Genomic DNA, 26,655 nt, shown 5'->3' on the forward strand with positions numbered 1-26,655 from the left:
TGTCCGCGCGACGTGGGGAGCGGGGTACAAGCGAGGGGTTCCCCATTGCCCGAGTGGGTGATCTGAGTCTGAGCTCGCTGCTGCAGCGCACGCTGGCAGATTTCGAGGTGGCGGAAATGCGCAAAGCGCTCGAGTATGTCAAGCGTTCAGTGGTGAATAGTCAGGATGCGGACTGCTCGATTGTTCTGACGCGTTTGGAATATGTGGAAACAGATTTTCAGTCGGACGGTATTCGTGCTGCGTTCATCGGCTGGGCGGCAGACGAGTTCGGATTCCCTGTGCCGGAAATCCGAGTCCGATTTGTCAAGAGTGATAATAGGTACGTCTTCGACTGGGCAGCGCTTGGGTAGGGTTGAATTTTGCTCGGTCGAGCGACGGGCTGCGTTGGTGGTCATGTTTTAGTTCGGGGGTATCAGAAATGAATGTCAGGTTCACAAACTACGCCATGTTTGTTCGGGTGAGGGGATCTAGTAGAGCCTGCCCGGCGCGGGCGAGAGTGAGGTTCTGATTCCCCACGTGGTCGAGGTGGAGCCGTGGACGGACTGACCGTCATGTTTCGTCGGTGGGAGGTTCGTTACTTCCCGGCGGGTCAGCTGATCCAGGCTGACGAGCCGATCGTCAACTTCGACGAGCCGGAGGACTGTTTGCTCGCGGACCATCCACGCATGCGTCGCATTCTGGTGAGGCTCCGGCCGAACTGGCCGCTCTTTTGCTTCTACCTGAATTGGAGCGACGGGAGCGATCTCGTCGCGCTTGATGAGCGCGTGTCCGCGGGCACCGCAACTGAGGCTGACTTCGCTGGTGCTGTCGTGGGCGAAGCTCACGGGATGGGGCATCGGGCGTGCGGGGAATCGCTGCGGGTGGTGACCCTGGACTCGACTCCGGTACTGTTTTCTGACGGTGTGACACGCTCGCGCGCGCACGCATACCAAGAAGTATGCCCAGCCTGTGGTGAACTATTTTCCGCCAATATCCTGGAGTTCATCGAGCCGGGCGCGCTATGAGCTAAACCTGGGTCGGGAAGAAGAGAGAAGTTGTACGCGTGCGCGAGGGAAGAATGCTGAAGTTTATGGGCGAGACTCCAGGTTTTTTCGACGATTACGGCGGTGCAGTGATGGATCCGCTGATGATGTAGACGTCGAAGAAATTCCCATAGTTTTGACTGACGCAGAGTCGCTTGTGATTAATCTCGATGCCATGCGGTTCTCTTGAAAGGTGTGACTTGTGCAGGAGCGGCGTCACGGTGAACTTCGTCGAAGGAGCGTCTTCCAGGCAGTGCTTCTGGCGACGTCGACCGCTGCGTGCGCTGCCGAGCCGGTCACCGAGGAGCGGGGTCCGTCGCAACCAGTGGCGGTCGGTCAGGCGGGCGTGACTACCGCACCACCGAAATCGGTCGTCGTGTCGGCGTTTGACGTGCGTGGTGTGGATCGTGGCGGCGTCCGTACGCTGCTCCGGCAGCTCGGTGTGGTGGCGGTCGGACCGGCCGAGGCGACTGTCGCGGTCGGAGCCTCGTTGTTCGACGACAGGTTCGGCCTCCAAAATCTCAAACCCCGCCGTCTGCGCAACATGCCGAGCTTCCCCAACGACGTCCTCGACCCCGCCTACTGCGGCGGAGACCTGCTGTTGCAGGTCTGCGCCGCCGATGCTCGGCAAGCCCGGGCCACGATGCAGGAAATGGTCAAGACCGCAGGCGGCAGCCTGACCCAGCGCTGGACCATCGACGGCTTCCGCGACGAGAACTCGGCCACGGCGGACGGCCGGCCGTCCACGCGGGACCTTTTCGGCTTCCGGGAAGGTGTGGGCAACCCCGACCCTCGTGACGAGAGCCTGATGGACCAGCTTGTGTGGGTCCAGCCGGGCAGCGACGAGCCGGCCTGGGCGACAGGCGGGAGCTATCAGGTGGTACGACTCATCCGATTCGCACCCACCCTCTGGGACGCTGAACCCCTCGCACGCCAGGAAGCCGTCATCGGCCGACGCAAGCCTGATGGTTCTCCCCTCGGCCGGGCAGGGGAGACGACCGCCTTCGACTACAGCGGCGACACCACCGGTCAGATGATCGCCCTCGACGCCCACATCCGCCGGGCCAACCCCCGGACCCCCGGCACCGAACCCAACCGTATCCTCCGCCGCGGCTACTCTTACCGCCGCGCCGGCACCGACCGCGACGAGGGTCTGATCTTCGTCTGCTTCCAGCAAGACCTCGAGCGCGGCTTCGCCACCGTTCAGCGGCGTCTCAGTGGCCAAGCCCTGGACAAATACACCCTCCCCTTCGGAGGCGGCTACTACTTCGTGCTTCCCGGCGCCGACCGGTCCCGTGGCCAGTACCTGGGAAAGTCACTCTTGGACGCTGCGGTCTGACACGGAACAGCCGGTACCGGTGCCGCCCCGAACTTCACGATCAAGAAACGCTGACGATCGCAACGGTCGAGCTGCGGAAGAGCCAATGAGCGCGGCCGGAGAGCCGCTGGATGGCGTGGCCGGCGTTCATGTTCGGGATCTGTTTGTCGCTGGTGGCCAACATCGGCTCGGCGCCGATGGGAGCGCGCTTCAGGTGATGGTCGCCGCTTGCCGTCGTCAGTGTTGGTGTTGGCCGCCGAGCGGCTCAACGGCGGACTGGAGGCCCGGAGAGCGGTCGAGACGGCTTCCGCAGGCCCGTGTATGAGCGCTGCACAAGTTGCCGCACAAGCGTCCGCCGGCGAGGTTGGCGGCTCGCGGATCCCCCGGTCGAGACGTCCCCGGGTGAAACAGCTTCGCTGGCGCTATGGGCGTCTACAAGGCTGATGGCTCAAACAAGCTGATCGGCCGTCGAGGTCGAGATGACAGCTCTCCGGGGCCTTCGAAGGCTGGAGCGTTCATGCGAGCCCGCGCATCCTTCGTGGGGCGGACTTTCCCGTAGATGGAGGCGTTATGGCGAAGCGGCCCGGTGGGCGGGTGTTCAAGCGGTGTGGGTGCGTCAATCCGGCGGATGGTCGTCGGTGGGGTTTGCATTGTCCGAGGCTGGGTGAGCGTGGCCACGGGCGGTGGTATTTCACGGTCGAGCTGGCTGCTGGCCGGGATGGTGGTCGTCGTCGTTTGCAGCGCGGTGGGTTTGTGTCACGGGCCGCTGCGGAGCGTGCGCGGGGGTTCTGGCTTGGCGACGATGTGGATCCTGGTCGGGCGTTGGTGACGGTGGGGCAGTGGTTGGACGTGTGGTTAGCGACGAGGAACACGCTGCGGGCGTCGACACGAGGGCTGTATCGGCAGCTGATCCGGGACTATTTGCAGCCGCGGGTGGGTGGGCTCGCATTGTCGGAACTGTCTGTCGGCAAGGTGCAGGCGGCGTTCACGGCGTTGGTGCGGGCGAACGCGACGCGGTCTCGCCCGTTGTCGGCGACGACGCTGCAGCGGATTCGTGAAGTGTTGCGGGTTGCGCTCAATGGTGCGATCCGGCGTGGATTGATCACACACAACCCGGCTCGTTGGGTGGAGTTGCCATCGGCGCGTCGGCCTCGCGCCGTGGTATGGACCGATGCCCGGGTCGAGCTGTGGCGCAGGACCGGGGGAACGTCCTCTGGTCGCGGTGTGGACGGCGGAGCAGACCGCGATGTTTCTCGAGCGGGTCCGTGATCACCAGCTGTACGCGCTCTTTCACGTGGCAGCTCTGCTGGGGCTGCGGCGTGGAGAAGTGGTCGGCTTGCGGTGGTGCGATGTCGACCTGGCCCGCCGGACGCTGTCGGTGGTGCGGCAGGTGGTCGCGCGGGACGGCCGCGGCGTCTGTCTGCCGAAGACCGATGCCAGCTGCCGCGTGGTCGCGTTGGACCGGGGAACGGCTGCCTTGCTGCGCCGGCTCGCCCGGCGGGATCCAACCGGTGATTGGGTCTTCTCTCATGACCGAGGTCGACCGTGGAGCCCGAGTTACGTGTCACGTACCTTCCGCACGTTGGTCTCGGAGGCAGGTCTACCGCCGATCAGGTTCCACGACCTTCGGCACGGCGCGGCGACCCTGTCGCTCGCGGCGGGTGACGAGCTGCGGGTGGTGCAGGCCCTGGCACTCCAGCATCGTGCTTACTGCGGACACCTGCACCAGCGTGCTGCCGTGCCTGGCGCAGCAGGCTGCCGATGCGACAGCGGCGCTCGTCCGGAGGGCGGGCTATCCCCGTGGGGCCCGGATCCACGAGGCAGTGGTGCCCCGCCAACGCAGTGGGTCGCCGCGGGCGCGGCTCGTCGCGGTCGGTGACTGACCAGGCGACACGTCGGCTGCACGCGGGCTGCACACAAGATCAAAGCCCACCAGCGACAACCCCGAAAATCGGGGAAACTGCTAGTGGGTTTCGTCTTCTGAAAGTGCGCCATCAGGGACTCGAACCCCGAACCCGCTGGTTACGAGATCGCTTTTTAACGTGTCGGATGGTGCCGAGTGATGCCGGACAAGACCTTTTCGGCTGGTCACCGGCCATCACCTGTATCGGACTATACCGCCTTCTGTCGTCGTGTGCGCGACCTCTCGGGCTCTTCTCGGGCTCGCGCCTGCCGGATTCTGTCGAGGTATCCGTGCAGGTCAATGGCGGCAGACGCGGGTCCGGGTGGGGGCTGCCGCGGGGAGGTTGGTTGCTGTGTTGAGCCCGAGCGAGGGACGCGATCCGGTGCTCTCGGCGGTCACGCTGATCGTGGGGATCATCGTGGCTCTGACCTTCCTCTTCGGTTTCGGGAACGTGCGCACTTTGGTGCTTCGGCTGGGAGTGCCGGTCTGGGTCGCGCCGCTGGTGGCGCCAGCAGTCGATCTGTCGGTGGTCGGGCTGCTGGTCGCGATTCGGTCTCTGTCGCTGCGGGGCGCCCCTGTTGAGGTGATTCGGCCGGCTCGGCGGCTGTTGTTGGCGTCGAGTGTGGTGACGTTGGCGTTAAACGTCGCGGAGCCGGGCCGCACCGGAACTAGTGTTGGACTGCGTGCGCCGGGACTACCGGCGGGACCCGCAGGTCGACGAGCGGACGGTCTACCTCGCCCGGCTGGTCCTGGACGTCGAGTTGTCCATCGACCCCATCATCGAACAGCGCTGGCGAGCTGGTCGAAACACCGGGTACGACGCCACCGCAGCAGCGGCCTGAAAACACCCAATCCGCGGTGTCAACGAAACTCGGGGCAGCCCTTTCCTCACGTGGGTGATCGCGACGAGACTCGGCCGGCGTTGCAGGCCGCGTAGTCTGGGCCTGGTCGCCGGGCTGGTTGCCTACTCGGTTGTTCTGGTGGTCGACTGAGTGCTTGTGGCGGCGTGAGACAGGTCAGCCTGCGCGGCGGCGTCGAGCGCGGACATGCCGGGCGGGGTGTTGAGGTTTCTCAGGCGGTCTGCTTGTTCGGGTGCTCCGTAGCCCCGCATCGCGGTACACACGTGATCGACGACTCCGTAGGCTTGCTCGGGGGTCAGGCGGGCGAAGAAGGCGCTGATCTCTTGTGCGATCAGGACTGGCCGCGCGGGTTTATGCCATTGCGCGACCTCGGAGATGAGGTCATCGCGGAGCGTCTGGGACAGGTCTCCGAGCCGCGATGATTTTTCGAGCAGCGTGTAGATGCGGGCGGTCGCCGGATCAGCGAGGCATTCGTCCCGGATGAAATGGGCGCGAGCGCGCGCTTGCCGTCGAGCGAGCTCGTCGAGCGCGAGTTCGTGGCGCATACGCGCGAGTTCGCGGGCGCGCGCGGCGGCGTCCTGTTCCAGCTTGACCTGTGCGAAGACGTCGTGAATGTGGATGCGGCTAGTGGACAGCGAGGTCAGGCCGGCGAGCTGGCCGCATATCGTGTGGTGCACGGTGTTGCAGTGGAGCACGCTGCTGTCGCGGGTCTTGGCGCGGATGATCGGATCGGCTTCCGGCACGACCAGAGCGAGTGGATCTGGCGGGGACTGTCCGCGACGTGGGGCTACGCGTGCGCGTACGGTCAGCACGACGGTGAACCCGATGCCCTCGTCTGCGCTCGGGTAGTGGCCGCGGCACACATGGTCCTGCATGCTGCCCCAGCGCCTGGTTCCCCATCTCATGCGACCTGATCCGTTCCCGCTGGTGACTCGGCGCCGCCGGTGAGCCGGCGAGCGAAGTCGCGGTCGAGGAGTTTGGTCAGGCGCAAGTGGATTTCGTTACGTTCGGTGCTGTCGTTCCCGTCGCCGGTCTCGGACCAGGTGAACAGGTAGTGCCGGAGTCGTTCGCGCGGTGAGACGGTGCCGGGTTCTTCGGGTCGGTCCACGGCGTGCCGGAACAACTCGAGAACGTCGTCTCGTACGTCGCGTCGCAGCAAGGTGACGTCAAGCCATTGGTGCACCGTCGTGATGACGATCTGCTCGGCGTCTTTGCTGGCGGGCGGGGACAGCAGGACCGACCATCCCGCGGCCAGGTCCGAGGCTGACGGGGTGAAGCCAGCTTTGTCGCGGCGTGTCAGGATCATCGGGACGTTCTCGTCCGGGTCGATCTCGGCGGCGAGCGCGCCGAATGAACGGTAGGCGACCGGGATGGTGGCAGGGTTCGCGCACCAGCCGATGACCGTCGTGAATAGTGTTTCCCGGACCGATTTGTCCCGCCAGAGGGTGAGCACGCTGCGTTGGACGGCTTGTTCGATCTCCGGGTCAGCGACGGTGGCGACGTGTTTGAGCCGCCGGAGCGCTTTGCCGGTGTGCCGGCGACCGAATTCGAGGCCGCAGACTTCCGCGACCGCTCGCCACAACGGAAGGTCGTCTTTCCTGGTGGCCCATTTCAGGAGCATGGTGTGGATGTAGCGATGTGTACTTGACTGGGTGGCGGCCTCGTCGAGCGCGGCTATGAACACCGGCCATAGGGCCGTGCCGTGCCAGGTGCCTGCGAGTTCGGCGAGCGGTTCTGGGCGTTGCTGGCGGGTGGCCCAGTGCACGGCGAATCGTGCGATACGTGTGGACAGCTCCTGCTGCTGGGAGCTGGTGAGCGAGTCGAACGTCCTGCGATGTGTTTCTATTGGCGCGGCGGCGAGCCAGTTGAGGAAGGTCTCGCGAGAGAAGGGCCGGTCGGTCCAGAAGTAGTGCAGTGCGGCGTCATCCCAGCCGTCGTGTCGGAACACAACGGTGTCGTCGTCGGAGAGGTCCGCCTCGACAGCGTCGACGAGTTCGATGATGCCGGGCGCGCTGAGGGCAGCGAGCTCTGGTTGGGATTCGCCACTGAGTTTGCTCTCCAGTTTGCTGGCTAGAGCGTAGACGTAGGCTCCAGGCGCGGTCGGCAGCGCTGCCGCGGCGAGCAGAAAGCTGCGCTGCAGGCTTGTCCGTTCGCGGTTGCGGTGCCAGGACAGCAGCTGCTTGCGCCAGTTCCTTCTGGCTTCCACGACGGTGCGGACCCGCCTCGCGAACCAGCGGTCATGGCCGTCTACGAGGTCCGCGTGCTCGGCGTCTTGCTCGTTGTCCGGAAGATCGACCAGATGGTCTGGGTGCGCGTGGGCTGCTGAGCGGATCAACTCGACGATGTCGAGCACTTCAGCGGGCGGCTGGCCGGCGAGTAGGTCCTTGATCTCTTGGGGCCTGAGCCAGTTGTCCACATTCAGCCCGGACTCGTGGACGGCGAGTGCTTTGCGCACGATCTCCGTCGGCACCGCGTCGCCAATCTCGCCTTTCAAACTCGAAACGGTCTCGTCGACGCAGTCAGTCCACTGCTCAGGGCTCATCAGAAAGATCAGCCAAGATTCGCGGCGCTCGAGCTCGGCCTGAAGCTGGGTGAGCGTCATGCGGAACAATCGTGAGCGAAGCGTGAAGCCTTCTTCGTCCGGCGGGACTTCGACGACGTAGGCCCAGTGGCGGTGACCGGCAGGCAGGCGGTCGATCGGGAAGGTTTCGCCGCCGCCGAAGTGCAGCGCGCCGACATTGACTTGCTGCTGGCTTTCTTCGCGGATCGTGGCGAGCAGCGCGTGAGCGATCATGGTGCGGCCGGTGCCAGGCTGGCGCGCAAGCACGAGTAGCCGACGCCCGTCACGCCAGCGCGAGTAGGTGTTGTTGAACCCGTCGGGTGGGGCGAACAACTGCAGGGTCAGGCCGAGGTAGGCGTCGTCAGCGTCAAGATGTTCCAGTGCTGCCTGCACCTCGTTGACGACTTTGACGCCGTTCAGCTCGCCGCCGACGACGATGTTCCCGGCGAAGGTGTTGTGAACCCCGGCTGCGCCGTCGGCGCTCGGCGACACCGGCGTCTCCTGCGGGACGGGCGTGGCCGTCTCGGTCGCTTGCTGCCACGCCGAAAAATCCTCGGCCGCGGGGCGCGGCGGCACCGGCGTCTCCTGGTGCGTTTCGAACCCTTGGCTGGCATGCGGCTCAAACGGGCTCGATTCACCGCTGACTGCCCTGTCGCCGTGCTCGTGCGGGTAGCTCATCCGATCGGCCCGTCGATCTCGACTGCGGTAAACCCTCCACCTGGGCGGATGATATTGCCGCGGAACTTGACGCTAACGTTGGCTTTGTCGGTGATTGCGGTCGCTTTGACGGCGGTCGCGAGCCCGCCAATGTCGTCGTCTTCGATCTCGACGTGGACCCCGCGCTGCTTGAGACCTGTAGCAAGATCGACAGGCTTGCCGGTCAACGACTCGATGTGCTGGCAGGCAGAGCCGAGGGCGTCGAGCAGTTCCCGGTCCGTGGTGTGCGTTTGCGCGCCGTCGACGGCGTACTTGCGCAGAACCTGAGCGGATCGCTCCAACTCGGCGAGTGCGACTGTCCCCGGACCGCCGGTCGTCGCAGACGCCTCGGCTGACGTCGCTGACCGACGCTTTTCCATTACTTTCCCCGCTTGCTCGAACACAAACTTCACCAGCTGGGGAAGCACAGTGGCGCTGACGGTGGCCAGCGTGAAGGGGTCAGACACGAGACTCTCCCAGGACACAGACGCTGATATGCGGGACGCGACAATGCCGCTCGCAGGTTGGCCGGCGATTACCGTCGGCTCCGACAAGGTTGCACAGCAACAGGCGCTTAGGCGAGTAGCTGTCTGTGTTTCCACTCGGACGGAGCGTTCTTCCCTAAATTTAGATCAATTGTGTATCTGACTTGTGGCTGAACGCACTGTTCGAGGCTGCTTGCCACCCGTCGGTTTTCGGGCGCGGGCTCGTTGCGGCGCGCCGTGTTCTTGCCAGAGCGGCCGTTGACTGATTGTCAGTAAGTTGGCGGTGATGTGGCAAGGGATTGTCATGCCAAGCGGTACTGGGCGGACGCTAGGCTGGCTAGCCCTACACGCTGATCATGGAGTTCTCACAGTGGCAGAAGTCGCCGAAGTCGAGAGCACGGTGGTCATTTTCACGGTGACGGCCATCATGGGCACAACGTCGGCCTGAACCTGCCTCTTCGGGTTCGGGAACGTACTCACCTCGCCCTTCGGCTCGGCGCTCTGGCAGGGCTCGCACCCCTGGTCGTTCCCGCCGTCGATCTCTCGATCTTCGGTCTCCTACTCGGAACGAGACACTTGGCGCTCCCCAGTGCTCCGAGTGCCGTGTTTGGGCCGGTACGGCCGTTGAGGTCGACGTGGAACTCGGACGAGAAGGCCGTGAGACATCACCGGCTGTACGGCGCTAGTCCCTCGTTCCCTGCGACGACCAGGGAATCGACGAGTACCTGCCACTCGACTAGACGATCAAGTTCCTCCGCTGCGCTGCGAATCTCCTTGAGCCAGTCGTTCGATAGCCACGACTGTTTAACAGTAACGCTGCCGTTTTGGATGCACAGGTCGGATACCCAGCGCAGGCCGCGAGTGACCTGCACCTCCACGGGGAGCTTCCGCAGTATGCGGATGAGTCCGTCGACGGCTTTGGCCTCGCCGCGGGCGACGGGTAGCCAGTCGTCGATCAGTTCGAGGAGGTCCTCGGCGCGGACCCAGTCGATGGGTGCACCAACGAGCTCGTTGTACAGGCCTTGCGTCCATGGCAGCGGGTCCGGTAAGAGGGCAGCGGTGGTCCAATCTCCCCAGTGGTGGTCCGCGTAGGGGCTCGGCTCGTCGTCTAAGCGGCCGAGGGTGCTGCGCAGCAACGATGGCCAAACACTTCGGGCAGCCTCAGCCAGGCGTTCATTTTCTGCCCCGGCTGCCGCGAGGCCGTGAAGGAAATTCAACATTAGATCGGCATTCACACGAACGGCATCAAGGTGTTCGAGCACCGGTCCGACGTCGCAGTTCCTCGCAAAGCTCTCGAGCAGGGCTCGTGCGGCGATGAGGGAGTGCGTCCCTCGGTCGTCCGCTGTCCCAACTGCTTCTGCGTGGGCAACCATGGCACGTTGCTGTACCTCAAGAACGGTGGCGAGCTGTGTGGCCGCGTCGTCGGTCCGGCAGTGATCCGAGGCCGCGGCTTTGCCGAGTCCGCGAATGACTGCGTCGAGCACGGCGAAGTCGACGGAGTCTCCAGCCAACTCCTGGAGGCGGTCGGCGACGTTGTCGGCAATCTTGACTCTCGGCCGCATCTGGCCGCGCTGGTCCCACAGCCCGATTTCCGCGGCGCGAGCCGTCTCGACCAACCAATTCAATGCGATGCGGTGGATGCAAGGGTCGCCGTGGCACGGCGCCGTCCAGACGACGTCGCATCCGCGCGCCAGGTACAGCCGAGTCTCCAGTGACGCCTTCCCCGCGACCGCAAGGCCGGCTTCAGCAACGCCCTCGACGGAGCTTCCCGCAGCCTCCAGCGGTGCCGCCATCGCAGATGTGAGAAGAGCCGGCAGGGTATGGGCCACGGCTCGGTCAGCACCCTGGTCGAAGTACTGACCCTCGTCGCGTTGGTCCTCCGCATCCTGGAACGACAATGCAACCCCGAGAATGAACTCGATCGCGAAGCTGCTCTCCTCGCCCAACGCATCGATCTCGCCGGCCGCGGCTCGTTCGACCGCTGCGCGGACGACATGGGACACTGCGTTCACCGACCAGGTCGTCGTGTCTTCATCGGACTCGAGCAATGCACGGCTGACAACCAGGTCTGCGGCGATCTCTCTTGGGGAAGGGGGCACGTAATCGGAGCCGTGCTTGGCTGAGCCCCAGTACCGATTCTGCAGTCGCAGTGTGGTTTGCACGATCTCCTGATGCACCGCGCGCGTCTCTAATGCGGCTTGAATCTCAGGTGGCGGAACGACCTCGATGTAATGCTCATCACCATCCTGCGTGATTCGGTACTGATCAGAGTCCAAGCTGGCGGCCCAGTTCTTCGTAAGTTCTTGGCTAATGCCGAGCCGGGCGCCGTTCTTGACGAGCTGTGCGGCGATCTTCTTCAACGCCGCGACGCGCGCCTCGTCGCCGTGAGTCATCAGCCACACGGCCGCCTCTCGTGGTGTCCACTGGCGGCGTTCCAGGTTCGCGAGGCCTTCGGTTGTTGAATGTAGGCCGGAGTACTCGCTCGTCCGGCGACCAAACTCAAGTTCCCAGACGATCGGCTCGGCGAGGAACGCGTCGAGTTCGGTATCGACGTTCTCCACATGACGCACCAGAAGACCGAAGAGCATTCCCGGGATCGCCATATTCTGGCATCCGTCCAGGAGTACCTCGACGACCTTCTTGGGGGACGCACCCTGGCTCAACCAATTGTCAGCGAGACGTTCCATTGCCTGGAGCGCGCTCATCGCCGAGTAAGGGCCAACCGATGTGCCCCGATACCAACTCCACACGTGGCTGTCGCCCAAATACAAGCGAGCATTGCCATCGAGGCTCAGGAAGGCACCGCGGTCTTGGCCCTGTTCAGCTGTGCCTTCAGTCGCGGCATCAGGTACTTCGCCCGGTTCGGCGATCGGCCCAGCGAATACGTCGCGCGAAGTCTGCCCTGCGAGCCTATCGACTCGCGCTCTTGCGCCACTATTCAAAATGTTGTTCAGCACTCGCACCGATGTCGGCAATGGTGCGGTATTGAACAGCTGCCAGAATCCGCCGAACCAGTACTGAAAGAACGGTGGGCCGAAACTCGTCCAGCGGCCTTGATGCCTGCGAACGCCCTCGTCGCGGTGCCGGCTGTGTTCATCGTCGACGTAGTAGGCCTCCATCAATGTTGCCAGCAGTTCCGGGTCCTTCCGTGCCAAGGCCCGGGCGCTCCAAGGCGAGTCCGCAGCTGGAGCCAGAAATGCCGGCGCGTCGTCGGCGATCGCCCGCAGACAGGCTTCGGAAGCTTCGTCGATGTCTGGTCCGAGCAGCGCCAAGGTTTCGACGAACTCTTTGTCGGTGAGGTGGTAGTCGAGTTTACGCCGCAGTCGAGGCCGCTGGGACATCCAGTGGGGTAGGAGATCGCCGCTGGTGTCTCTCGGAGGGAACGACTTCCAATAGGTGAGGAGGCGGCTCCGCAGCCTGATGCGCATCTCGTTTCCCGCTGGTACGTCCGCCAGGGTCAACGCCTGCAACCAGCCCGCGAGCAGCTCGAACGACTCCTCCGACATGTCCCACGGCTCTTCTTCGTCAAGGAGAATCTGCACGACGGGGGCTGAGATGGCGTAGTCGACCAGCGCGTTGACCTTGTGTCTCTGCTGAACCACCCGAACCACGTCGCCGAGCGTGAGGCGAATGGACTGATCCGCGAGCGCCGCCTTCAGGCACTCGTACGCGAACGACGTTTCCAGAACCGCCTCAACGGGGACATCAGCCCACCGGGCCCCGTGCGTTGCCGCAAGTGGCTCGAACTGCGAGAGCAGCCGGGCGCACAGGCGAACGGGCTGAGCACCCGGTGCTTTCAGCAGCCCCTTACACGCGAGCGTAGCGGCCGACAGTGTCCACCGAGGCACGCCGGCTGCTTCCAGCAACTCGGTCGGGCGCTGACCTCGGACCAGAAGAATGGCGATCGCATACCTCCGGACTTCGTCGTGCGCGAAATCAGGCTGGTCCCGATATGGGCTCGCGGGCGCGAGTAGATGGTCCCGGCGTAACGCATCGACTGCTGCAGCGTCGACGCCGGCGCCAGGTCGTTGGTCTCCGGGCAGTTGTATTGTCGACGCGGCCACCGCAAGCAGTGTCTGTTCGCGAGCTTCCGGCGAGCCGACTTCCTGACGCCCGTCGCCCCGAACGACCCTGCGCCACACCAGCTCCAAGCACTCCCACTCGCCCAGTGAGCTGTCGGGCTCCAACCCTGTTCGCGCCAATAGGTCCAACACAACAGGCCGTCGCAGCAACGACTCCGCGGGTAGATCCCTGAGAACCGCTCGCAGAAGCGGGAAGTGATTGGAGACGGTCGAAATGTCCTCGTCTCCCATCGGCTTCATCCTGAAGGACGAGATGCGGTTCCCGAAGCCCAGCTCCAGTTGGTCTTGCACGAAGCTGGATGCCGCGTCAGACGTGACCGTGGCGAACCCGACACCTGCTGCAGCCGCAGCCAGCACCAGGTCGCTCAACAGAGCGGAGGACCGCTCCAGTGCAGTATCGGCGGCGTCGACAACCAGGACCCGACTTGGTGTCGATAGTTCGCCGAGCACGTCCTCCAACGACATCCCGAGCGCAGTTCGAAGCTCCAGGTTCGACTGTGGAAGGCCGCGAAAGTTCATCAGCACTGCCTCGAACTCCGCAGGGTAGACGGCTTCAAGATCAGCGACGGCCGATAGCGTCAGGGCGCTCTTACCGATACCGGACTCACCCGATATCAGCAGAGCCGAACCTTGAGCACCGGCGTCGAGCAGGGCTCTAGCGAGCTGCTCGCGACGGTCGGCGAACGCGATCTCGAGTGGCCCACCGGAAGCGTCATCACCAATGGTTGTCCGCACGCCGGCAATGGCCAACTTCCGGTGTTCAGTGATCACCGACCGCGCCTGCAGGCTTGGTTCGGGCCCGTTGAACGTGATCGGGGCGTAGTTGCTCCCGGCGATGTTGACCTGTCTGGCGTTGCCGCCGGCGTGCGGCTGGAAGTCACCCATTGAGTTCAGAGGGTGATCCCACCGTGGTTGTCCCCGGCGATGTTGATCTGCTTCGCGTGGTCGGCGGCCTGCGCGATTACGGTCTGTTCACCCGATTCACGTCGGACTTGTCCCACGAGTTCGACGAGCGACGAGCGGAACCCCACGTCGGCAGCGGCCGCGGCGGTGATCCGCTGGGCGAGTGCGGCACGGAGTTCCGCATCCTCCGGATCCGCCAACGCGTGCTGAAGCGCGGTTTCGTCGTCCGGCTTGCCCTTGAACTTCGCAGCGATCGCGTCGCCAAGCCGCTTGACACCGTTCCAAGCCGAGCTACCCGCTTCTTTAGCGAAGCCTTCGCCGAACTTCGTTACGAGCAGCGTCGCGGCGGCGGCACCCAGGGTGACAGGATCCATGGCTAATAATCGTGGGCGGCCTGGTTGTCGTTACTCGTGGCCGCAGGCTCCTGTGACGCGAGCCTTGGAGCGGTCTCGCCGAGTCGTTCTTGCTCACCTTGCCGGCCCTCCTGGGCCAGACGGTAGCGGAGAACGAGACCTTGAAGCCGTTTACAGTCTCGCTGCCGCGCACGGAGGGCTCTGTGCACGGGCGGCTGAGCAACGAGTGGTGGAAGTACTACGGTGGCGCGCGCCTGCGGCGGCACGCCGATGTGCGCCGGGCTTGGACAGTCACTTACGCGGGTCCGTCGCCGCGATGTTAATGCGTCACTGGGCAGCGCCCGGTGTGGGCGACGGTGGCCCGGTGAAGATTTCTTCGGTGATGTCGTTGGCAGTGGTGGCGTTGATGAAGGGGTCCCGTCTGATCCAGTTCTTACCCTCGGCGGCGATGCCTTCGAGGATGTGCAGTGTGTTGGTGAATCCGGCGGCTTCCAACGACATCTTCGCCAGTGCGAGCGGGCTTTCGCTGGAGGTGGCTTCGCTGGATTCGTGGTCGGTGATGTCGATGTTCTGCGGTTCGCCGTTCATCAGCACGAGTTCCATGCTGTAGCTGAGCTCCGAGGTGGTGGCGACGTGGACTGATGAGACGGCGTCGAAGCGGAAGTTGTTGCGTTTTTGTCCGCGGAAGCTAGCGTTTTCGAAGTCGAGCTCGGTGCTGATTTCGCGCACGCCGTCTCGGGTGATGAGGAAGAGTCGGATGTCGTACTTGGAGTAGCGCCACGGCGCACCGTTGACCCGAGCTCTCTTGCAGGACGTGGCGGGTGTCTGCAGGAATGCGTGGGTGAGGATGTCCCGCCATGCGACCCTGTAGTGCTTCAGGGCCTTGTCGAGGAACTTAATCTTGTCGGCGTTCAGCCATTGCTCCATTTCGTTCTCGGCGGGCCGCGTCGAATCGAGCCGGTGCTTCCAACGGGTGTAGGCCGCCTCCCGTGCGGACAGCGCGTCTTCGTAATCCTCGCGGTCCTCGACGAGCCGGCGGCGTTCGGCGAGGATTCGCGACCACCCAGCACCGGCAGCGAAAGACCCTGCGGCTGCGACCGCGGTTGCCGCCGAGCTGAGAATGGGGCTGGCGGCGGTCGTGGCCGCGATGACGTAGCCGGTGGCTGTGAAGAAGAGGATGGTTGCGATGATGCAGCGCAATTTGGTCGTGGGCGCGACACGGTATCGCGTCCGATACTCGAACAGTTCGCCGGCCTTCCATTGACGTAACACCCTGCCGGTTTCATAGCGGATCAGCCACCTGATGCGGCCGATGGGGATGCGGCTTTCGCGGTAGATGTCGACGATCTCGTTGCGCAGGGCTGCCCGGAAGCCTGATGTGGCACTCAGGCACTCATGGCGGGTGCCATCTCGTGGCGCGTACCGGGCGGCGTAGTGGGTGAACGCGTGATCCACGCTGCGGGCGAATCCCTCGTCGAGGCCGCCTCCGCTACCAGACCGGGGGCGGTAGAGGCGATCCTTGCCGGCGGCTCGAGCGGAGCGGTAACGCCATTCGTGTCCGTCACGGACGGCGATCACGGCCGTGACCGCGGCGGCGAGGTAGGCAAGTATCGGCAGAACGTGCGCGTCCAGCACGACTGTCCGTCCCAAGTAGACGAGTGCCGCGAAGAATGCCAGGGTGCCGAGCGTGGCTTTGGCGCGGTCGCGTGGAGTCGTGGTGGACGGCTCGGGCATCCGGGCACGGGGCCGGGCCGGCCGCGGGTGGAAGTAGGCCCAGACGCGTTTTGTGCGATCTTTGCTCAACTGGGTGGCCTCTGCGTTGCCGCGGATGTCGGCCCAGTAGCTGTCGCGGAGCCCGCCGATCAGGACGAGATCGAGGTGACGCAGGATCTGCCCGCGTTGCGGTGGGTCCAGCTGGGCGAGGGCGTCCATCGCCGGTTGCGGGTCGCTGTCGTGTGCTGCGAGGCAGTCCAGCAGGGTGCACAGGGCGCGGAGCGCACGGGTCCACGCGTCGTTCGGGAGTGCCGCGCAGATCGTGGGCAGCCCGGCCAGCTGGTGGCGCTCCTCGGTGGAGAGGTCGCGGTAGGACCGCTTGGAGAGCATCGCGAGAGCCCAGTGGAAGTGGACTTCGCCGCCGGTGAAGCCCTCTCCGCGGGCTTCCTCGATCAGTTCGCGGGCGCGGTTCGGGATGCCGTCGTTCAGATACCGCAGGCCGACGTCGTATTTTTCGGCTGGTGAGGCTCCGGGGAGTAGCTGGTAGACGGACGAGTTGTGGACCTCCGTGGCCACGATGCCGACATGGGAACCCGCACCGACGGTGGCGTGGGTCGTCGAATGCGGGCTGCTCATGCGACGCCCTTGGCCACGCTGACCAGGGCGGTGATCTTGGCGGCCAGTCCGGCGAGGTCGGCGATGAGGCCGCCGAGCCGTTTGAGCGCGAGCACGAAGGTTTTTCGGCCTTCCGGGGTCGGCGACTCGAGCGCGCCGCCCGCGATATCGAGCTCGGCCCGGGCGGCGTCGTAGGTCTCGCCGTCGAGCCGGCCTCGAGCGTGTTCGCGCGAGAGCTGTTCCCGGATCGAGGTGAGCGCGGCGGCGAGGTCGGCCGTGGTCGGCGAGGGAGGCGTGGTGTTCTGGTAGACCGTGCTGCCGGTGACGTTGACGGCCTGGATGCCGACCTGCCCGTGGGAGGTGGAGTAGACCGTGCCGGGGGTCGTGTGGTCCTTCATGGTGGCCTGCTTTCCTTCTCGGACGAGTTCGGTGGCGAGGCGGATCGCGAAAGCTGCTGCGTTGGCGGCGGCTTGTGGTTGCCAGTTGCGGTCCGCTGCGGTGGTTTTGGTGCCGTCTGCCTTGTCGCTGATGCCGCGGACGACGGCGACGGGAGAACTGTTGAGGTGTCCGGCCTGGGCGACGCCGGCGGCTTCCATCTCGATCGCCATGGCGTCGTTGTAGTGCTGGCGGATCCAGTGTGCTTCTGCTGACAAGCGGGAGTTGTGGACGACTTCGCCGGCCGCGATGGCGCCGAAGTGCACCGCGGTCCCCGGCGGGACGTCTGGCTCCCACGTGCCGGCGCGGGCGATGTGTTGGGCGATCTGGCTGACGCCGTGGTCGGTTTCCCACACTCGCGGGCGGGCTTTGAGACCGTCGTCCTCGCTGGTGCCGCCGTGGTAGGCGTAAACGTGGGTTGCCACCACGACGTCGCCGGGCGGGGTGTCCCAAAGGGCACCGGCAACGCCGACGAACATGAGTGCGGCTGGGGAAAACTCCTGTATCGCGCGTTCGGCGAGCACCGCGGCTGATTGGGGGCCTTTACCGGTGAGGCCGAGTGCGACGCGGCAGGAGGTGCCGCGGATGGTACCGATCTCGAAGCGGGTGCCGCGATCGTGCCGGTGCAGCGTGACGTCGGTCAGCCACTTGTGCACGGCTTTGTACTCGGTGTTGAACGCCGTGAGCATTACTACCAGGTCGTCGGTCATCGTTTCGCCTCGGTGGTCGTGGTCGGAGTGGGACGTACCAGGGGTGGGAAGAGTGTGGATCGGTTGCCGGGAGCGAACAGGCGGGCAGGGCGGCCGCGGCCGACGCGACGTTCGACGCCGAGGGGAACGATGAAATCGTCGACTGCTTGGACTTTGCGGTAGAAGTTCCGCGGGTCGAGCTCGACGCCCCAGACCGCCTCGTAGACCTGCTGCAGCTCGTTGATCGTGAAGGATGGGGTGCAGAAGGCGGTAGCGAGCGCGGTGTGTTCGAGCTTTGCCCGAGCTCTCTCCAGGCCGTCCTGGAGGATCCGTTCGTGGTCGAAAGCCAGGCGCACACGGTGGCTGAGAACATCGGAAACCGGGGTCCACGTGGCATCGGCCGCGTCGGTGCCGGCGCGGGGCTGGGGAAGCTCTGGCGCGATGGCGAGATAAGCCACGGAAACGACTCGGCCCCTCGGGTCACGATCGGGAGCGCCGTAAGCGCCGATCTGCTCCAGGTGCAGCCGGTCGGCGCCGAGGCCGGCTTCCTCGAGCAGCTCCCGGTGAGCGGCCGCGACGATGTCCTCGGAGCTGGTGGCAAGGAACCCGCCCGGTAGCGCCGACGCACCCTCGAAAGGGGCGACGCCGCGTTCGACGAGGAGAACCTGCAAGACCGACTCACGCAGGGTGAAGATCACCAGGTCGACGGCGAGCAGCACGGGCGGGGGTGTCCAGCGGTCGGTAGGCATGGACCCAGGCTAATTAATGTCAGATAGACAGTAAAGATGAAGTTTCCGCCTTCGGCTGTCACGGTGGGTGTGCGGGATTGCGGCATCTGGGTGGCCGTGAGGCCGCATGTCGATCGGGCAACTGGGTGGCCCATTGAATACGAAAAGTAATATTTGTTGGCGGGTTCTGTCTCCGGGTGATGTGACGGGTAAACGGGTATGTGACAAGATTGAGTCAATTTCCTGACGCATTTTCCGCGACCTCCATGTCTGGAATAGGCTAGGAGCTCGATTTCGACCTATCGGCGCGACAGGATCAAGTTGATCTACCCGTCGCGTCGCGCTTGTTCAGTGAGTCACAAGGACTACTGCTGTGGTGGTGACGGAACATGACGAGCCAACCCGACGTCACGCTCGAGGAAGTGCCGTGGGGAGACCTCAAGCCGTTCATGTCGGTCATCGTGCTGCGGTGCGTCGGCGACCCGGCGCTCGCTTTCGGTGCCCTGGTTCGGCTCCTCAAGAGACCGGGACCGGCCCGCCAGGGGGCGAGTGTGCGGACCATCGCCGAAACCGAACTGAGCGTCGCGGCGGGGGCGGTCGTCCCCGGCGTGGGTTCGTTGGAATCGCTACAGGTCGATCAGCTGTTCGGCTGTGTCCGGCGGCAGCAGAGCCGCCCGGGGTGGGTGCTGGCGTCCTCCGACTACGTGAATGTGTCCCACGAGCTGATCATTGTGCTGCGCCGGGAAGAGCTGATCGCGGTACGCGCCGAGCGCAATGTGCTCGACCGGCTGCAGAAGCAACTGAACGCCGCGCCGCTTCCCCCGCTCCGGCGGCTCGGCGCAGGTGTCCTCGAGGAAGCCTTCATGCAGGGCGCGGCGAAAAACATCTGGATGAGGTCGGTCCAGCGTCGAAGCACCCTCCGGCCGACCAGCAAAGCTATCGGTGGCGACGACCTGGGCGTCGCGCTCGATCCGGTGGAGGACGGCTTCTTCGCCTGGGACGCGGCGCGGTGTGAGATGCCGGACGCCGATGACGTCGTGTACCTCAAGGGCAAAGTCGGTGTCACGGTTGGCAACTCGCAGATCTGGTTCAAGGATTCACCCGATTTCCGCACCTACGTGCTCACGATGGGCGAGATCCTCGGCATCACCGCCGAAGTGATCGAGGCACCGACGGGCTTCTCGGCCTTTCCGGTCACCGCTCGGGAGGTGTTCGACCTGGCCGAGGTATCGGAGGCCTACGAGGTGCTCCCGATCGACGTGGATTCCTTGCCGGCGTCGTCACGCGGCGGCGACGAGGTCGAAGAGGCCGCGCTGGTGCTCCAAGACGCGGTCCTCAACGTCCAAGAGGGTGCGAAAGGGACCAAGTTCAAGCTCGATGTCGGAACCGGCGGCGTGATCAGCGGCCAGCTGGCAGCGAACCTCAAGAACCTCGGCGATCGGTTCGAACTTGATGTCGGGTTTGACCGAAGCGCTCGCGAGCCGCTGCCGCCGGCCCGCGAAGTCTTCCAGGCTGTGAACGCCGGGCAGCTTCTCGAGGTTTACTTCGCATCCGGGCACAAGTACTCGGCGGGCCGGCTCTGGAAGCAGGACTTCACGCCGACGCCGTTCACCGGCTGGGCCTGGGAGGACTTCACCGATTTCGACATCACGAAGGAGAAGCCGGGAAAGCTGCAGTCGACGTCGCTGATCCACGAGGCGATCGCCAAAGCCGGTGACGACTCGCTGTTCGCATGGATGGTCGACTACTGCAGCGTAGGCTGGCTCATCTGCGACGACAGTTCCGGCGAGGCGGCCGACTTCTTCCACATCGACGACGAGAACCTGTTGCGCGTGTTCCACGTGAAGGCGTCGAGCAACAAGTCGGACAACCGCGGCGTGAAGGTCGGCGACTACGACGTCGTGCTCGCCCAGGCGCAGAAGAACATGCTGTACCTGGACAAGGACTTGCTCGCTGACCGACTGGCGAGCACTTCCCTCAAGGAGCCGGCCTGCTGGGTCGACGGCGAGCGCGTCAAGGACAGTCGGCAAGGCTTCCTCGCGAAGCTGAAGGCGAGTCGCTCCAGGGGGACGACCGAGGTGGTGGTTGTACAGCCAAATCTCAGCCGGAAGCTCTATGAAAAGGTGACGGAGGACATTGCAAACGGTGTCGTCAACCAGAACACGCTTCGCCTTCAGCTGCTGGAGATGCAATTGAAGATGGCGCGTATCGCAGCGGTGAAGTACGTGACCGACCTGACGGTGATCGGCAGCGGTTAAGTCGTGAGAAGCCGGGCCGCTTGGACGGCTCCCGGACAATCGAGGACGGCTGACTCGAACTGATCGCAGAGCAGGTCGTCGCTCAGCCAGCTGTCGAACTTCTCGACAGCTTTGTTCTCGACCTTGCGGGCGAGTTCGTGCGGGTCTGGCGCAGGCCCCTCGGCTACCTTCGTCAGCGCGGTCAGAGCCGCTTCGCGGGGTGTGCCGACCAGCCGAAGGGCGGCTCCGTCGACTGCGGCTTCCATCCTGGAGGCGTTGAGGATCGCGGCGAGGGTGTGCAGCGGCTGGTCACCGGTCCACGGGAACAGCAGCGTGTCGGAGCCGTCGGTGATGACCGGGCGGCTGTCGAGTTCGAGGGTCGCGTACACCCGCCGGACTTGCTCGAGCAGCGTTCGCGACGCCTGGTCGAGGTAGGCGGGGGCGTGATCGCCTTCGAGGAGCGTCCGCATCTTCGCTCGGACTTCGCTGTGCACCAGACCGCTGGAGTCGCCGAGGTGCGGGGGCTTGCCGCTGAGCGCCGGGGTGAGCTGGACGATTCTGTCTTCTTCGTGAACGGCGGCGACGCGCCATCGTTGACCGGCGAAGACCAGCAGCAGGCCTTCGTATAGGGGGAAGTCGATCGGCATGGTGCCGAGCTGCCGTCCACTGTGGACGAGGCGGTACTCCTCGGGCGTCTGGAAGGCGGCGTAGAACGTGTAGTGGTTGACGGTCGGCTCTCCGCGTCCACCGAGGAGCAGGGTGCCGTCGCCGGCTTGGCTGAGCACGTCTTTGGCGCCGAGGGTGCGGAGCAGGTCCGCGAACTGCGCTGTGGTGACGGTCGAGAACGGGCTTCCGTGGCCGCACAGCACCCGGTACGCCTCTGCTGGCTTTGCTCCGCCGTGTTGGGCGATCAAGGACAGGAGTTGCTGGATCAGCGTGGACAGGTGCAGCCGGGACGGCTCCGGTGGTTCGCACCAGCGTTCGAGCAGCAGGTCGATGGACGCAATCGTCTGCACCAGCGGAAGCTGGAGGCGGTCGAGGAGAGACGTTTCGGCGTCGATCGCCAGTGCCGCGCAGTAGGCACGGAGGATCGCCGGCGCGTCGCGACGGCCGGATCGGCCGAGCCGTTGCCGCAGCGAGGCGACCGACGGCGGTGGGCCGATCTGCGCGACCTGGGCGATGGCGCCGATGTCGATGCCCATCTCCAGGGTTGTCGTGCAGACGGCGGTGGTCGGCCTGGTTGGGTCCCTGAGTAACGCTTCGACGTCTTCGCGTAGTTCTTTGGCGAGGTTGCCGTGGTGGGCGTGGAACTCGTTGGGGACCCCTGCGGCCGAACTGCGGTCGGCGAGTTCGGCCGCGTACAGCTCGACGCGAGAACGCGCGTTGGCGAACACCAGGTTGGTCCCGCCGCGTAGGTTCGCGAACAGGTGGTCGGCGATGCTGCGAATGGCCATGCCTGCGTCCTCGTCGGTGTCCGGTCGTTCGTCGACGTAGCTGCGCAGTTGGAGCCGTAGCTCTTGAGCGGTCGCTGCGGATTCGAGGATCGTGACGCGGTCACCGTGGTCGGGGCGGAGCTGATTGGCGGCGAGGGACATGTCGCCCAATGTCGCGGACAGACCGATCCTTGGCACTCGTCGCTTGATGGCGATTTCGAGGCGGTGCAGTTGCGATAGCAGTTGAGCGCCGCGCTCGGTGCCCAGGAACGAGTGCAGCTCGTCGACGACCACGTACTGCAGTGCCGCGAACAGCCTCGTGATCTGCGTCCCTCGGAGTACGAACATCGCTTCCAGCGACTCTGGGGTGATCAGAAGGATGCCGGAAGGGTCGCGCAGCAAGGCCTGCTTGCGGGTGCCGGCGACGTCACCGTGCCAGCGGTGGGTCTGGATTTCGAGGGCTTCGCACAGCTCTTCGGTTCTCCGGAACTGGTCGTTGATCAACGCTTTGAGCGGCCCGATGTACAACGCCTGGATTCCTGGGCCACTGTGTTCGGCGAGCTTCGAGCAGATCGGCAGGAACGCGGCTTCGGTCTTGCCCGCGGCTGTGGCGGCGCCGATCAAGAGGTCGGTGTCGCCGCCCAGGATGGCGGGGATGGCTGCGTCCTGGACGTCGCGCAGCTCACTCCACCCTTGCTGCCACACCCACCGCTGCACTTTCGGGTGCAGCAGGCCGAAGTTGACGGCCTCAGATGCGGAGGCTGGTGAGCTCATCGGTGCCGTTCGGGTCCGAGACGTCGAGCTCGTCGGGTAGCGGCTCGAGGTCGGGGTTGGTTTCGGTGTCGATCGAGACGTTCCCGAGCAGCTGCCGCCAGTCGGCGCCGGGGTTCTGGTCGAGCACGGCCAGGAGGTTGACGAATTCCTTGATGGTGTTGCGCGGGGTGCGGAAGTACGCGTCACCGATCCGACCGGCGCAGTGCTGCATGAACGCGGCCAGCGCCTCGTCCGGGACGAGGTAGGCAGCGGGTTCGCCGCCGGCGTAGACGTGGCGCAGGCGCTCGAGCAGCACGTGCATGTCCTCCGGGGTCAGGTTCGCCAGCCGCAGGACCGGACCGGAGTAGTCGACCAGGCCGCCGACTGCGAAGTTGTTCTCGGCCAGACGGCTGCGGAGCGCTTCGTAGCTGTAGAGCCCGCGGCGGGTGTCCATCAGCATCTCCGGCGTGCCGCCGAAGCAGAAGCCCAGGCCTTCGACGTTGCCTTGGAGGCAGTCGTTGACGATGCGGAGCACCTGCTCGTAGTTGGACTTGCGGGCGCCGGTGTGGGCGAGTTTGTAGAGGTTGACCATCTCGTCGAGGCAGACGAGCAGTCCGGAGAACCCGGCGAGCCGGACGAACCGGGCGATGAGTTTGAGGTGGTCGTAGAAGCTGGTGTCGTCGACGATGGTGCGCACGCCCAGCGCCGCACGGGCGTCGGTGCGGGTGGCAAATTCGCCGCGAAGCCAACGGATCGCATCGGATTTCAGCTGCTCGTTTCCGGTGTCGTGTCCTTTCCAGTAGGCGGCAATGACCTGCGCGAAGTCGTAACCGCCGACACTTTCCGACAGCTGTTCGAGCCGGCCGGCGATCACCGTGGCTGGCGACGTCCCGGTGCTGGTGGCTTCCTGGATCGCCGAGGTCACGAACCGCTCGACGATGCTGGGCAGGGCGTTGCCGTCCGGGGTGGAGCGGGTGGCGATGTTGCGCATCAACTCGGCGTAGAGCGAGCGCGCCTGACCACCGCTGGCGTGCAGTCGGCGGTCGGGGCTGAGGTCGGCGGACGTCGTGACGAGCTTGCGCTCGGCGGCGATGGAGCGGACCAGGTTGAGGAAGAACGTCTTGCCGGCGCCGTACTCGCCGATCACGAAGCGGACTGCGGAGCCACCGTCGGCGATCCGGGTGATCTCCTGGCTCATCGCCGAGACCTCGGCGGCGCGCCCCACCTGGATGTGCTGGAATCCGCTGCGGGGCACCACCCCGGACCGTAGGGAAGAGATGATCGCGTCTCGATCACGGGGGCGTAGGCGAACGGGCTTCGGGGCGGGTGTGGTCATCCGATCATGTCCTTCACGATGTCCTGGTTGATCTCGATGGGGTCGGCGCCTTCGCACAGCGGCTCGTCGGCGCGGTCGTAGGCTGCGTCATTGAGGACTTCGAGCGCGCCGTCGGGCATCAGACCGATATCGGCGGCCAGCGCGTCGAATTCGGCGCGGCTCCACGTGTCCTGCTCGATGAGCCGGTGGAACAGCTGGGCATGCGCGGGATCCAGCCCACCGACCGCTCTCGCTTCGGTCGGCGGAGATGGCGGTGGAACCGGGTTTTGGTCCTCGGCGAAGATTTCGGCGAGTTCTGCGGCGACCAGTACGGACTCGGCTCTCGTTCGCGCTAGCCGTTCCGGATCGAGGGTGAGCGTCGTAGCTGCCGCCGGGCTCGCGTATTGCGCCGGGATAGCGCGGCCGGATTGGTGTGCACCGGGTATCCGGGCGCTGGTCAGCCCGTCCGTCGACGTCGCGGCGGCGTGAAGTGTTCCGTACACCTCGGCCGGATCGAGGCCGAGGGTGGTGAACAGCCGCTCGAGGGTGCGGACCTCGTCCGGGGTGACCTGGCCGTCGGCCGCGGCGATCGTGGTGAGCAACCGTCCCACGGTGGCTTTGCGCGAGGTCGGGAGGGACTCCAGTCGCCGGCGGAGGACGGCGGGGGTGGGTGGCTTGGTCAAGACGAGGGCGGCGTGGGCGTCGAGTCGGAGCCGCTCGTCGTCGCTGATATCGAGGTCGTCGATTGCCAGTTCGCGCAGCGCGCGCCGCTCCGGCTCGCTGACCGTGCCGTCCGCCGCGGCGACGAGCATGCCGAGGTTGATGATCGCGAGTGCGGCCGCGTAGTCGGCGCCGGGGGCGCTGACCAGGCGGTCCGCTCGCCGGAACAGAACGACCGATGATGTCGGTGTCGGGGTGCTCCCACCGAAGCGCACATCGGGTTCGATGCCGATGCCGCGGTGTTCGAGCAGTTGAGCGACGGCGACCGCGTCGGTCTTGGCCAGTTTGCCGGTCTTCGTCGGCCACCGCGAGATCAGCTCCTGAGCCGAGGTGACTCCGCGTCCGTCGTCGTCGATGTTTTGCGCGGCCCAGGACCAGAGCGCCTCCGTCTCTGGGCTGGGCTTGTGAGTGACGCCCTCCGGTAGCAATGCGATGGCCGCCGGAGAGCCGGTGCCGTCCGGGTTGCGGCCGAGGTAGCGGCTGTAGGCCTCGAGATCGCTGGTCACGTCCTCGACGATGCCCCGCAGCTTGGTGATCGGGCCGCTCAGCTTTCCGACATCGGGCAGCTTCGTGTTCTCGAGTGTGACGTGTCCGTAGAAGCCCTTACTGGCCGCGTAGTAGCCGACGGAGAGCCGTGGCTTGTTCGGCTTCACGACCATGCCGTCGCCGCACTTGGCGCGGTACCGCTTCGTGAACAGCTCCAGGAATTCGTTCGGGCAGCGCGTCGCCGGCGTGCGCAGGTAGGTGTCGGGGTGGTGCCCGTACCAGGACAGCGCCCAGTCCGCAGGGATAGGACGTCCGTCGACCGCCAATTGTGCCAATCCCATCTTGAGGCCCATGGGGAGCTCGTGACTCCACTCGGTGACCGGTGGAGCTGCTCGGTCGTACCGCACCGTGGGGTCGAGGAGCTCGAACGCGTCGAGCAGGCTTTCGGCGTAGCCGCGGAAGGATCGGTTGGCGCGGTAGATGTGCAGCAGCCGGCGGACTTCGCTCACCAGGGTCGCCACCTCGGCGTCTGCGTCGTCAAGGTTCGGCATCTCGGTAAGCAGGCGGCGCTCGAGACCGTAGAAGTACAGGAACACGTAGCCGATGTAGGCGTTCGGGTTCGCGCGTCCACCGGTCAGCCAGGCGAGATAGGCACCGCGGGCGCGCGGCGAAATGTCGGTGTAACTGGGCCAGTAGTCCATCGATTCGCCCGGCCAGTCAGGGTCGCGAAGGTCCACTGGGAGGCTGGGGTCGATCAAGGCAGGTTCGACACCGATGCCGGCGGCATCGGGCATGCCGGTTCCCACGTAGAGCAGCCCGCCCGGCAGTGTCACACCCGCTACGGCAACGTCCTGGCCGTGGGGAACCCACCGGTGTCCGGATCGGACGCGAGCCGGGCGGCTCGAAGGCGTGACGTCTTGTCTGGCGGGTTGTGCCGGACGCCGGTCTGCTTGGGGGCGAGGTGGAGCAAGCTGAGGACGATTAGGTGCCGGGGGCCGAACGATTTGCGGCGTACTCGGGCGCTGAGGTTGCTGGTAGGGCGCCATGACCGGCGGTTGCGTGGGCGGAAGCACCGCCGGAGGGGGCGCCGGCCACGGCCGTGGTCGCGGTGTTGGAGCCTGCTTCGGCTTGCGAGCGGACGCTCGCCAGGCCTTCCGGGCCACAAGGATCACGATCGCCAGGATGATGAGGAGTACGACCAGCGCTGCCAAGAGTCCCCTTTTCGCGCGCCATCGAGGCGAAATATCGGCTTGTTCCGCCTGAGGATCGGTCCAAGCCGAACGAGAGTTACCAACTTGATCGAATCGTCACTGTTCGTTCGGCCGCAGGACCGGGCAGTCGGCTTCTGG

Annotated in this window: 17 protein-coding genes; 6 read left to right on the forward strand and 11 right to left on the reverse strand. The window is 65.3% G+C overall.

Annotation, left to right across the window (positions count from 1 at the left end; genetic code table 11):
* Positions 1 to 53: 53 nt before the first annotated feature.
* From ACFY1H_RS18190 to ACFY1H_RS18210, 5 genes are all read left to right on the forward strand, one after another.
* Positions 54 to 350 carry a hypothetical protein gene (locus ACFY1H_RS18190; RefSeq protein WP_386947640.1) on the forward strand — a complete coding sequence of 99 codons (297 nt, stop codon included), beginning with the start codon at positions 54 to 56 and terminating at the stop codon, positions 348 to 350.
* A gap of 183 nt (positions 351 to 533) precedes the next feature.
* On the forward strand, positions 534 to 1,004 hold the full coding sequence (locus ACFY1H_RS18195; RefSeq protein WP_386947642.1) for a hypothetical protein: 471 nt from the start codon (positions 534 to 536) through the stop codon (positions 1,002 to 1,004).
* A 220-nt stretch (positions 1,005 to 1,224) separates the two neighbouring features.
* A complete protein-coding gene (locus ACFY1H_RS18200; RefSeq protein WP_386947644.1) occupies positions 1,225 to 2,361 on the forward strand; it encodes a Dyp-type peroxidase in 1,137 nt (378 codons plus the stop codon).
* Positions 2,362 to 3,586: 1,225 nt separating this feature from the next.
* Complete coding sequence (locus ACFY1H_RS18205) at positions 3,587 to 4,219, forward strand: site-specific integrase (protein WP_386947931.1); 633 nt, start codon at positions 3,587 to 3,589, stop codon at positions 4,217 to 4,219.
* Between the two features lie 707 nt (positions 4,220 to 4,926).
* On the forward strand, positions 4,927 to 5,085 hold the full coding sequence (locus ACFY1H_RS18210) for a hypothetical protein (RefSeq protein ID WP_386947646.1): 159 nt from the start codon (positions 4,927 to 4,929) through the stop codon (positions 5,083 to 5,085).
* Between the two features lie 122 nt (positions 5,086 to 5,207).
* On the opposite strand, the gene ACFY1H_RS18215 is transcribed toward ACFY1H_RS18210, so the two are convergent.
* From ACFY1H_RS18215 to ACFY1H_RS18250, 8 genes are all read right to left on the reverse strand, one after another.
* Positions 5,208 to 5,846, reverse strand: coding sequence for a hypothetical protein (locus tag ACFY1H_RS18215; protein ID WP_386947648.1), 639 nt, complete (start codon positions 5,844 to 5,846; stop codon positions 5,208 to 5,210).
* Positions 5,847 to 6,004: 158 nt separating this feature from the next.
* Positions 6,005 to 8,341 carry a hypothetical protein gene (locus tag ACFY1H_RS18220; RefSeq protein WP_386947650.1) on the reverse strand — a complete coding sequence of 779 codons (2,337 nt, stop codon included), beginning with the start codon at positions 8,339 to 8,341 and terminating at the stop codon, positions 6,005 to 6,007.
* A complete protein-coding gene (locus ACFY1H_RS18225; protein WP_386947652.1) occupies positions 8,338 to 8,826 on the reverse strand; it encodes a hypothetical protein in 489 nt (162 codons plus the stop codon). The genes ACFY1H_RS18220 and ACFY1H_RS18225 overlap by 4 nt, the downstream gene beginning before the upstream one ends.
* Positions 8,827 to 9,509: 683 nt before the next feature.
* Positions 9,510 to 13,811, reverse strand: a complete 4,302-nt coding sequence (locus tag ACFY1H_RS18230) for a hypothetical protein (RefSeq protein WP_386947653.1) — start codon at positions 13,809 to 13,811, stop codon at positions 9,510 to 9,512.
* 5 nt (positions 13,812 to 13,816) lie between these two features.
* Positions 13,817 to 14,203 (reverse strand): hypothetical protein, encoded by a 387-nt coding sequence (locus ACFY1H_RS18235; protein WP_386947655.1) that lies wholly within the window; start codon positions 14,201 to 14,203, stop codon positions 13,817 to 13,819.
* 306 nt (positions 14,204 to 14,509) lie between these two features.
* A complete protein-coding gene (locus tag ACFY1H_RS18240; RefSeq protein WP_386947657.1) occupies positions 14,510 to 16,531 on the reverse strand; it encodes a hypothetical protein in 2,022 nt (673 codons plus the stop codon).
* Entirely contained in the window at positions 16,528 to 17,655 is a 1,128-nt protein-coding gene (locus tag ACFY1H_RS18245) for a purine phosphorylase (protein WP_386947659.1), read from the reverse strand. Before ACFY1H_RS18245 ends, ACFY1H_RS18240 begins: the two co-directional genes overlap by 4 nt.
* Positions 17,652 to 18,383, reverse strand: a complete 732-nt coding sequence (locus ACFY1H_RS18250) for an NUDIX domain-containing protein (RefSeq protein WP_386947661.1) — start codon at positions 18,381 to 18,383, stop codon at positions 17,652 to 17,654. The genes ACFY1H_RS18245 and ACFY1H_RS18250 overlap by 4 nt, the downstream gene beginning before the upstream one ends.
* A gap of 368 nt (positions 18,384 to 18,751) precedes the next feature.
* Between ACFY1H_RS18250 and ACFY1H_RS18255 the strand changes: the two genes are divergently transcribed.
* A complete protein-coding gene (locus ACFY1H_RS18255; protein ID WP_386947663.1) occupies positions 18,752 to 20,620 on the forward strand; it encodes a hypothetical protein in 1,869 nt (622 codons plus the stop codon).
* Here ACFY1H_RS18255 and ACFY1H_RS18260 read toward each other — a convergent pair.
* From ACFY1H_RS18260 to ACFY1H_RS18270, 3 genes are read right to left on the reverse strand one after another with little or no spacing between them, the layout of a single operon-like run.
* Positions 20,617 to 22,806 (reverse strand): DEAD/DEAH box helicase, encoded by a 2,190-nt coding sequence (locus tag ACFY1H_RS18260; protein WP_386947665.1) that lies wholly within the window; start codon positions 22,804 to 22,806, stop codon positions 20,617 to 20,619. The genes ACFY1H_RS18255 and ACFY1H_RS18260 overlap by 4 nt on opposite strands.
* Positions 22,781 to 24,121, reverse strand: a complete 1,341-nt coding sequence (locus tag ACFY1H_RS18265) for an ATP-binding protein (RefSeq protein WP_386947667.1) — start codon at positions 24,119 to 24,121, stop codon at positions 22,781 to 22,783. Before ACFY1H_RS18265 ends, ACFY1H_RS18260 begins: the two co-directional genes overlap by 26 nt.
* Positions 24,118 to 26,352 carry a TerB N-terminal domain-containing protein gene (locus tag ACFY1H_RS18270; RefSeq protein ID WP_386947669.1) on the reverse strand — a complete coding sequence of 745 codons (2,235 nt, stop codon included), beginning with the start codon at positions 26,350 to 26,352 and terminating at the stop codon, positions 24,118 to 24,120. The genes ACFY1H_RS18265 and ACFY1H_RS18270 overlap by 4 nt, the downstream gene beginning before the upstream one ends.
* Positions 26,353 to 26,655 lie beyond the last annotated feature (303 nt).

This window comes from Amycolatopsis sp. NPDC001319 (genome assembly GCF_042896185.1).
Classification (GTDB): Bacteria; Actinomycetota; Actinomycetes; order Mycobacteriales; family Pseudonocardiaceae; genus Amycolatopsis.

What these genes read in the sequence shown, in the direction of transcription:
- ACFY1H_RS18245 (WP_386947659.1), bottom strand. Translation starts at nt 17,655, where the DNA reads ATGACCGACGACCTGGTAGTAATGCTCACGGCGTTCAACACCGAGTAC.
- ACFY1H_RS18230 (WP_386947653.1), bottom strand. Translation starts at nt 13,811, where the DNA reads ATGGGTGACTTCCAGCCGCACGCCGGCGGCAACGCCAGACAGGTCAAC.
- ACFY1H_RS18220 (WP_386947650.1), bottom strand. Translation starts at nt 8,341, where the DNA reads ATGAGCTACCCGCACGAGCACGGCGACAGGGCAGTCAGCGGTGAATCG.
- ACFY1H_RS18260 (WP_386947665.1), bottom strand. Translation starts at nt 22,806, where the DNA reads ATGAGCTCACCAGCCTCCGCATCTGAGGCCGTCAACTTCGGCCTGCTG.
- ACFY1H_RS18265 (WP_386947667.1), bottom strand. Translation starts at nt 24,121, where the DNA reads ATGACCACACCCGCCCCGAAGCCCGTTCGCCTACGCCCCCGTGATCGA.
- ACFY1H_RS18255 (WP_386947663.1), top strand. Translation starts at nt 18,752, where the DNA reads ATGACGAGCCAACCCGACGTCACGCTCGAGGAAGTGCCGTGGGGAGAC.
- ACFY1H_RS18235 (WP_386947655.1), bottom strand. Translation starts at nt 14,203, where the DNA reads ATGGATCCTGTCACCCTGGGTGCCGCCGCCGCGACGCTGCTCGTAACG.
- ACFY1H_RS18270 (WP_386947669.1), bottom strand. Translation starts at nt 26,352, where the DNA reads ATGGCGCCCTACCAGCAACCTCAGCGCCCGAGTACGCCGCAAATCGTT.
- ACFY1H_RS18205 (WP_386947931.1), top strand. Translation starts at nt 3,587, where the DNA reads ATGTTTCTCGAGCGGGTCCGTGATCACCAGCTGTACGCGCTCTTTCAC.
- ACFY1H_RS18250 (WP_386947661.1), bottom strand. Translation starts at nt 18,383, where the DNA reads ATGCCTACCGACCGCTGGACACCCCCGCCCGTGCTGCTCGCCGTCGAC.
- ACFY1H_RS18240 (WP_386947657.1), bottom strand. Translation starts at nt 16,531, where the DNA reads ATGAGCAGCCCGCATTCGACGACCCACGCCACCGTCGGTGCGGGTTCC.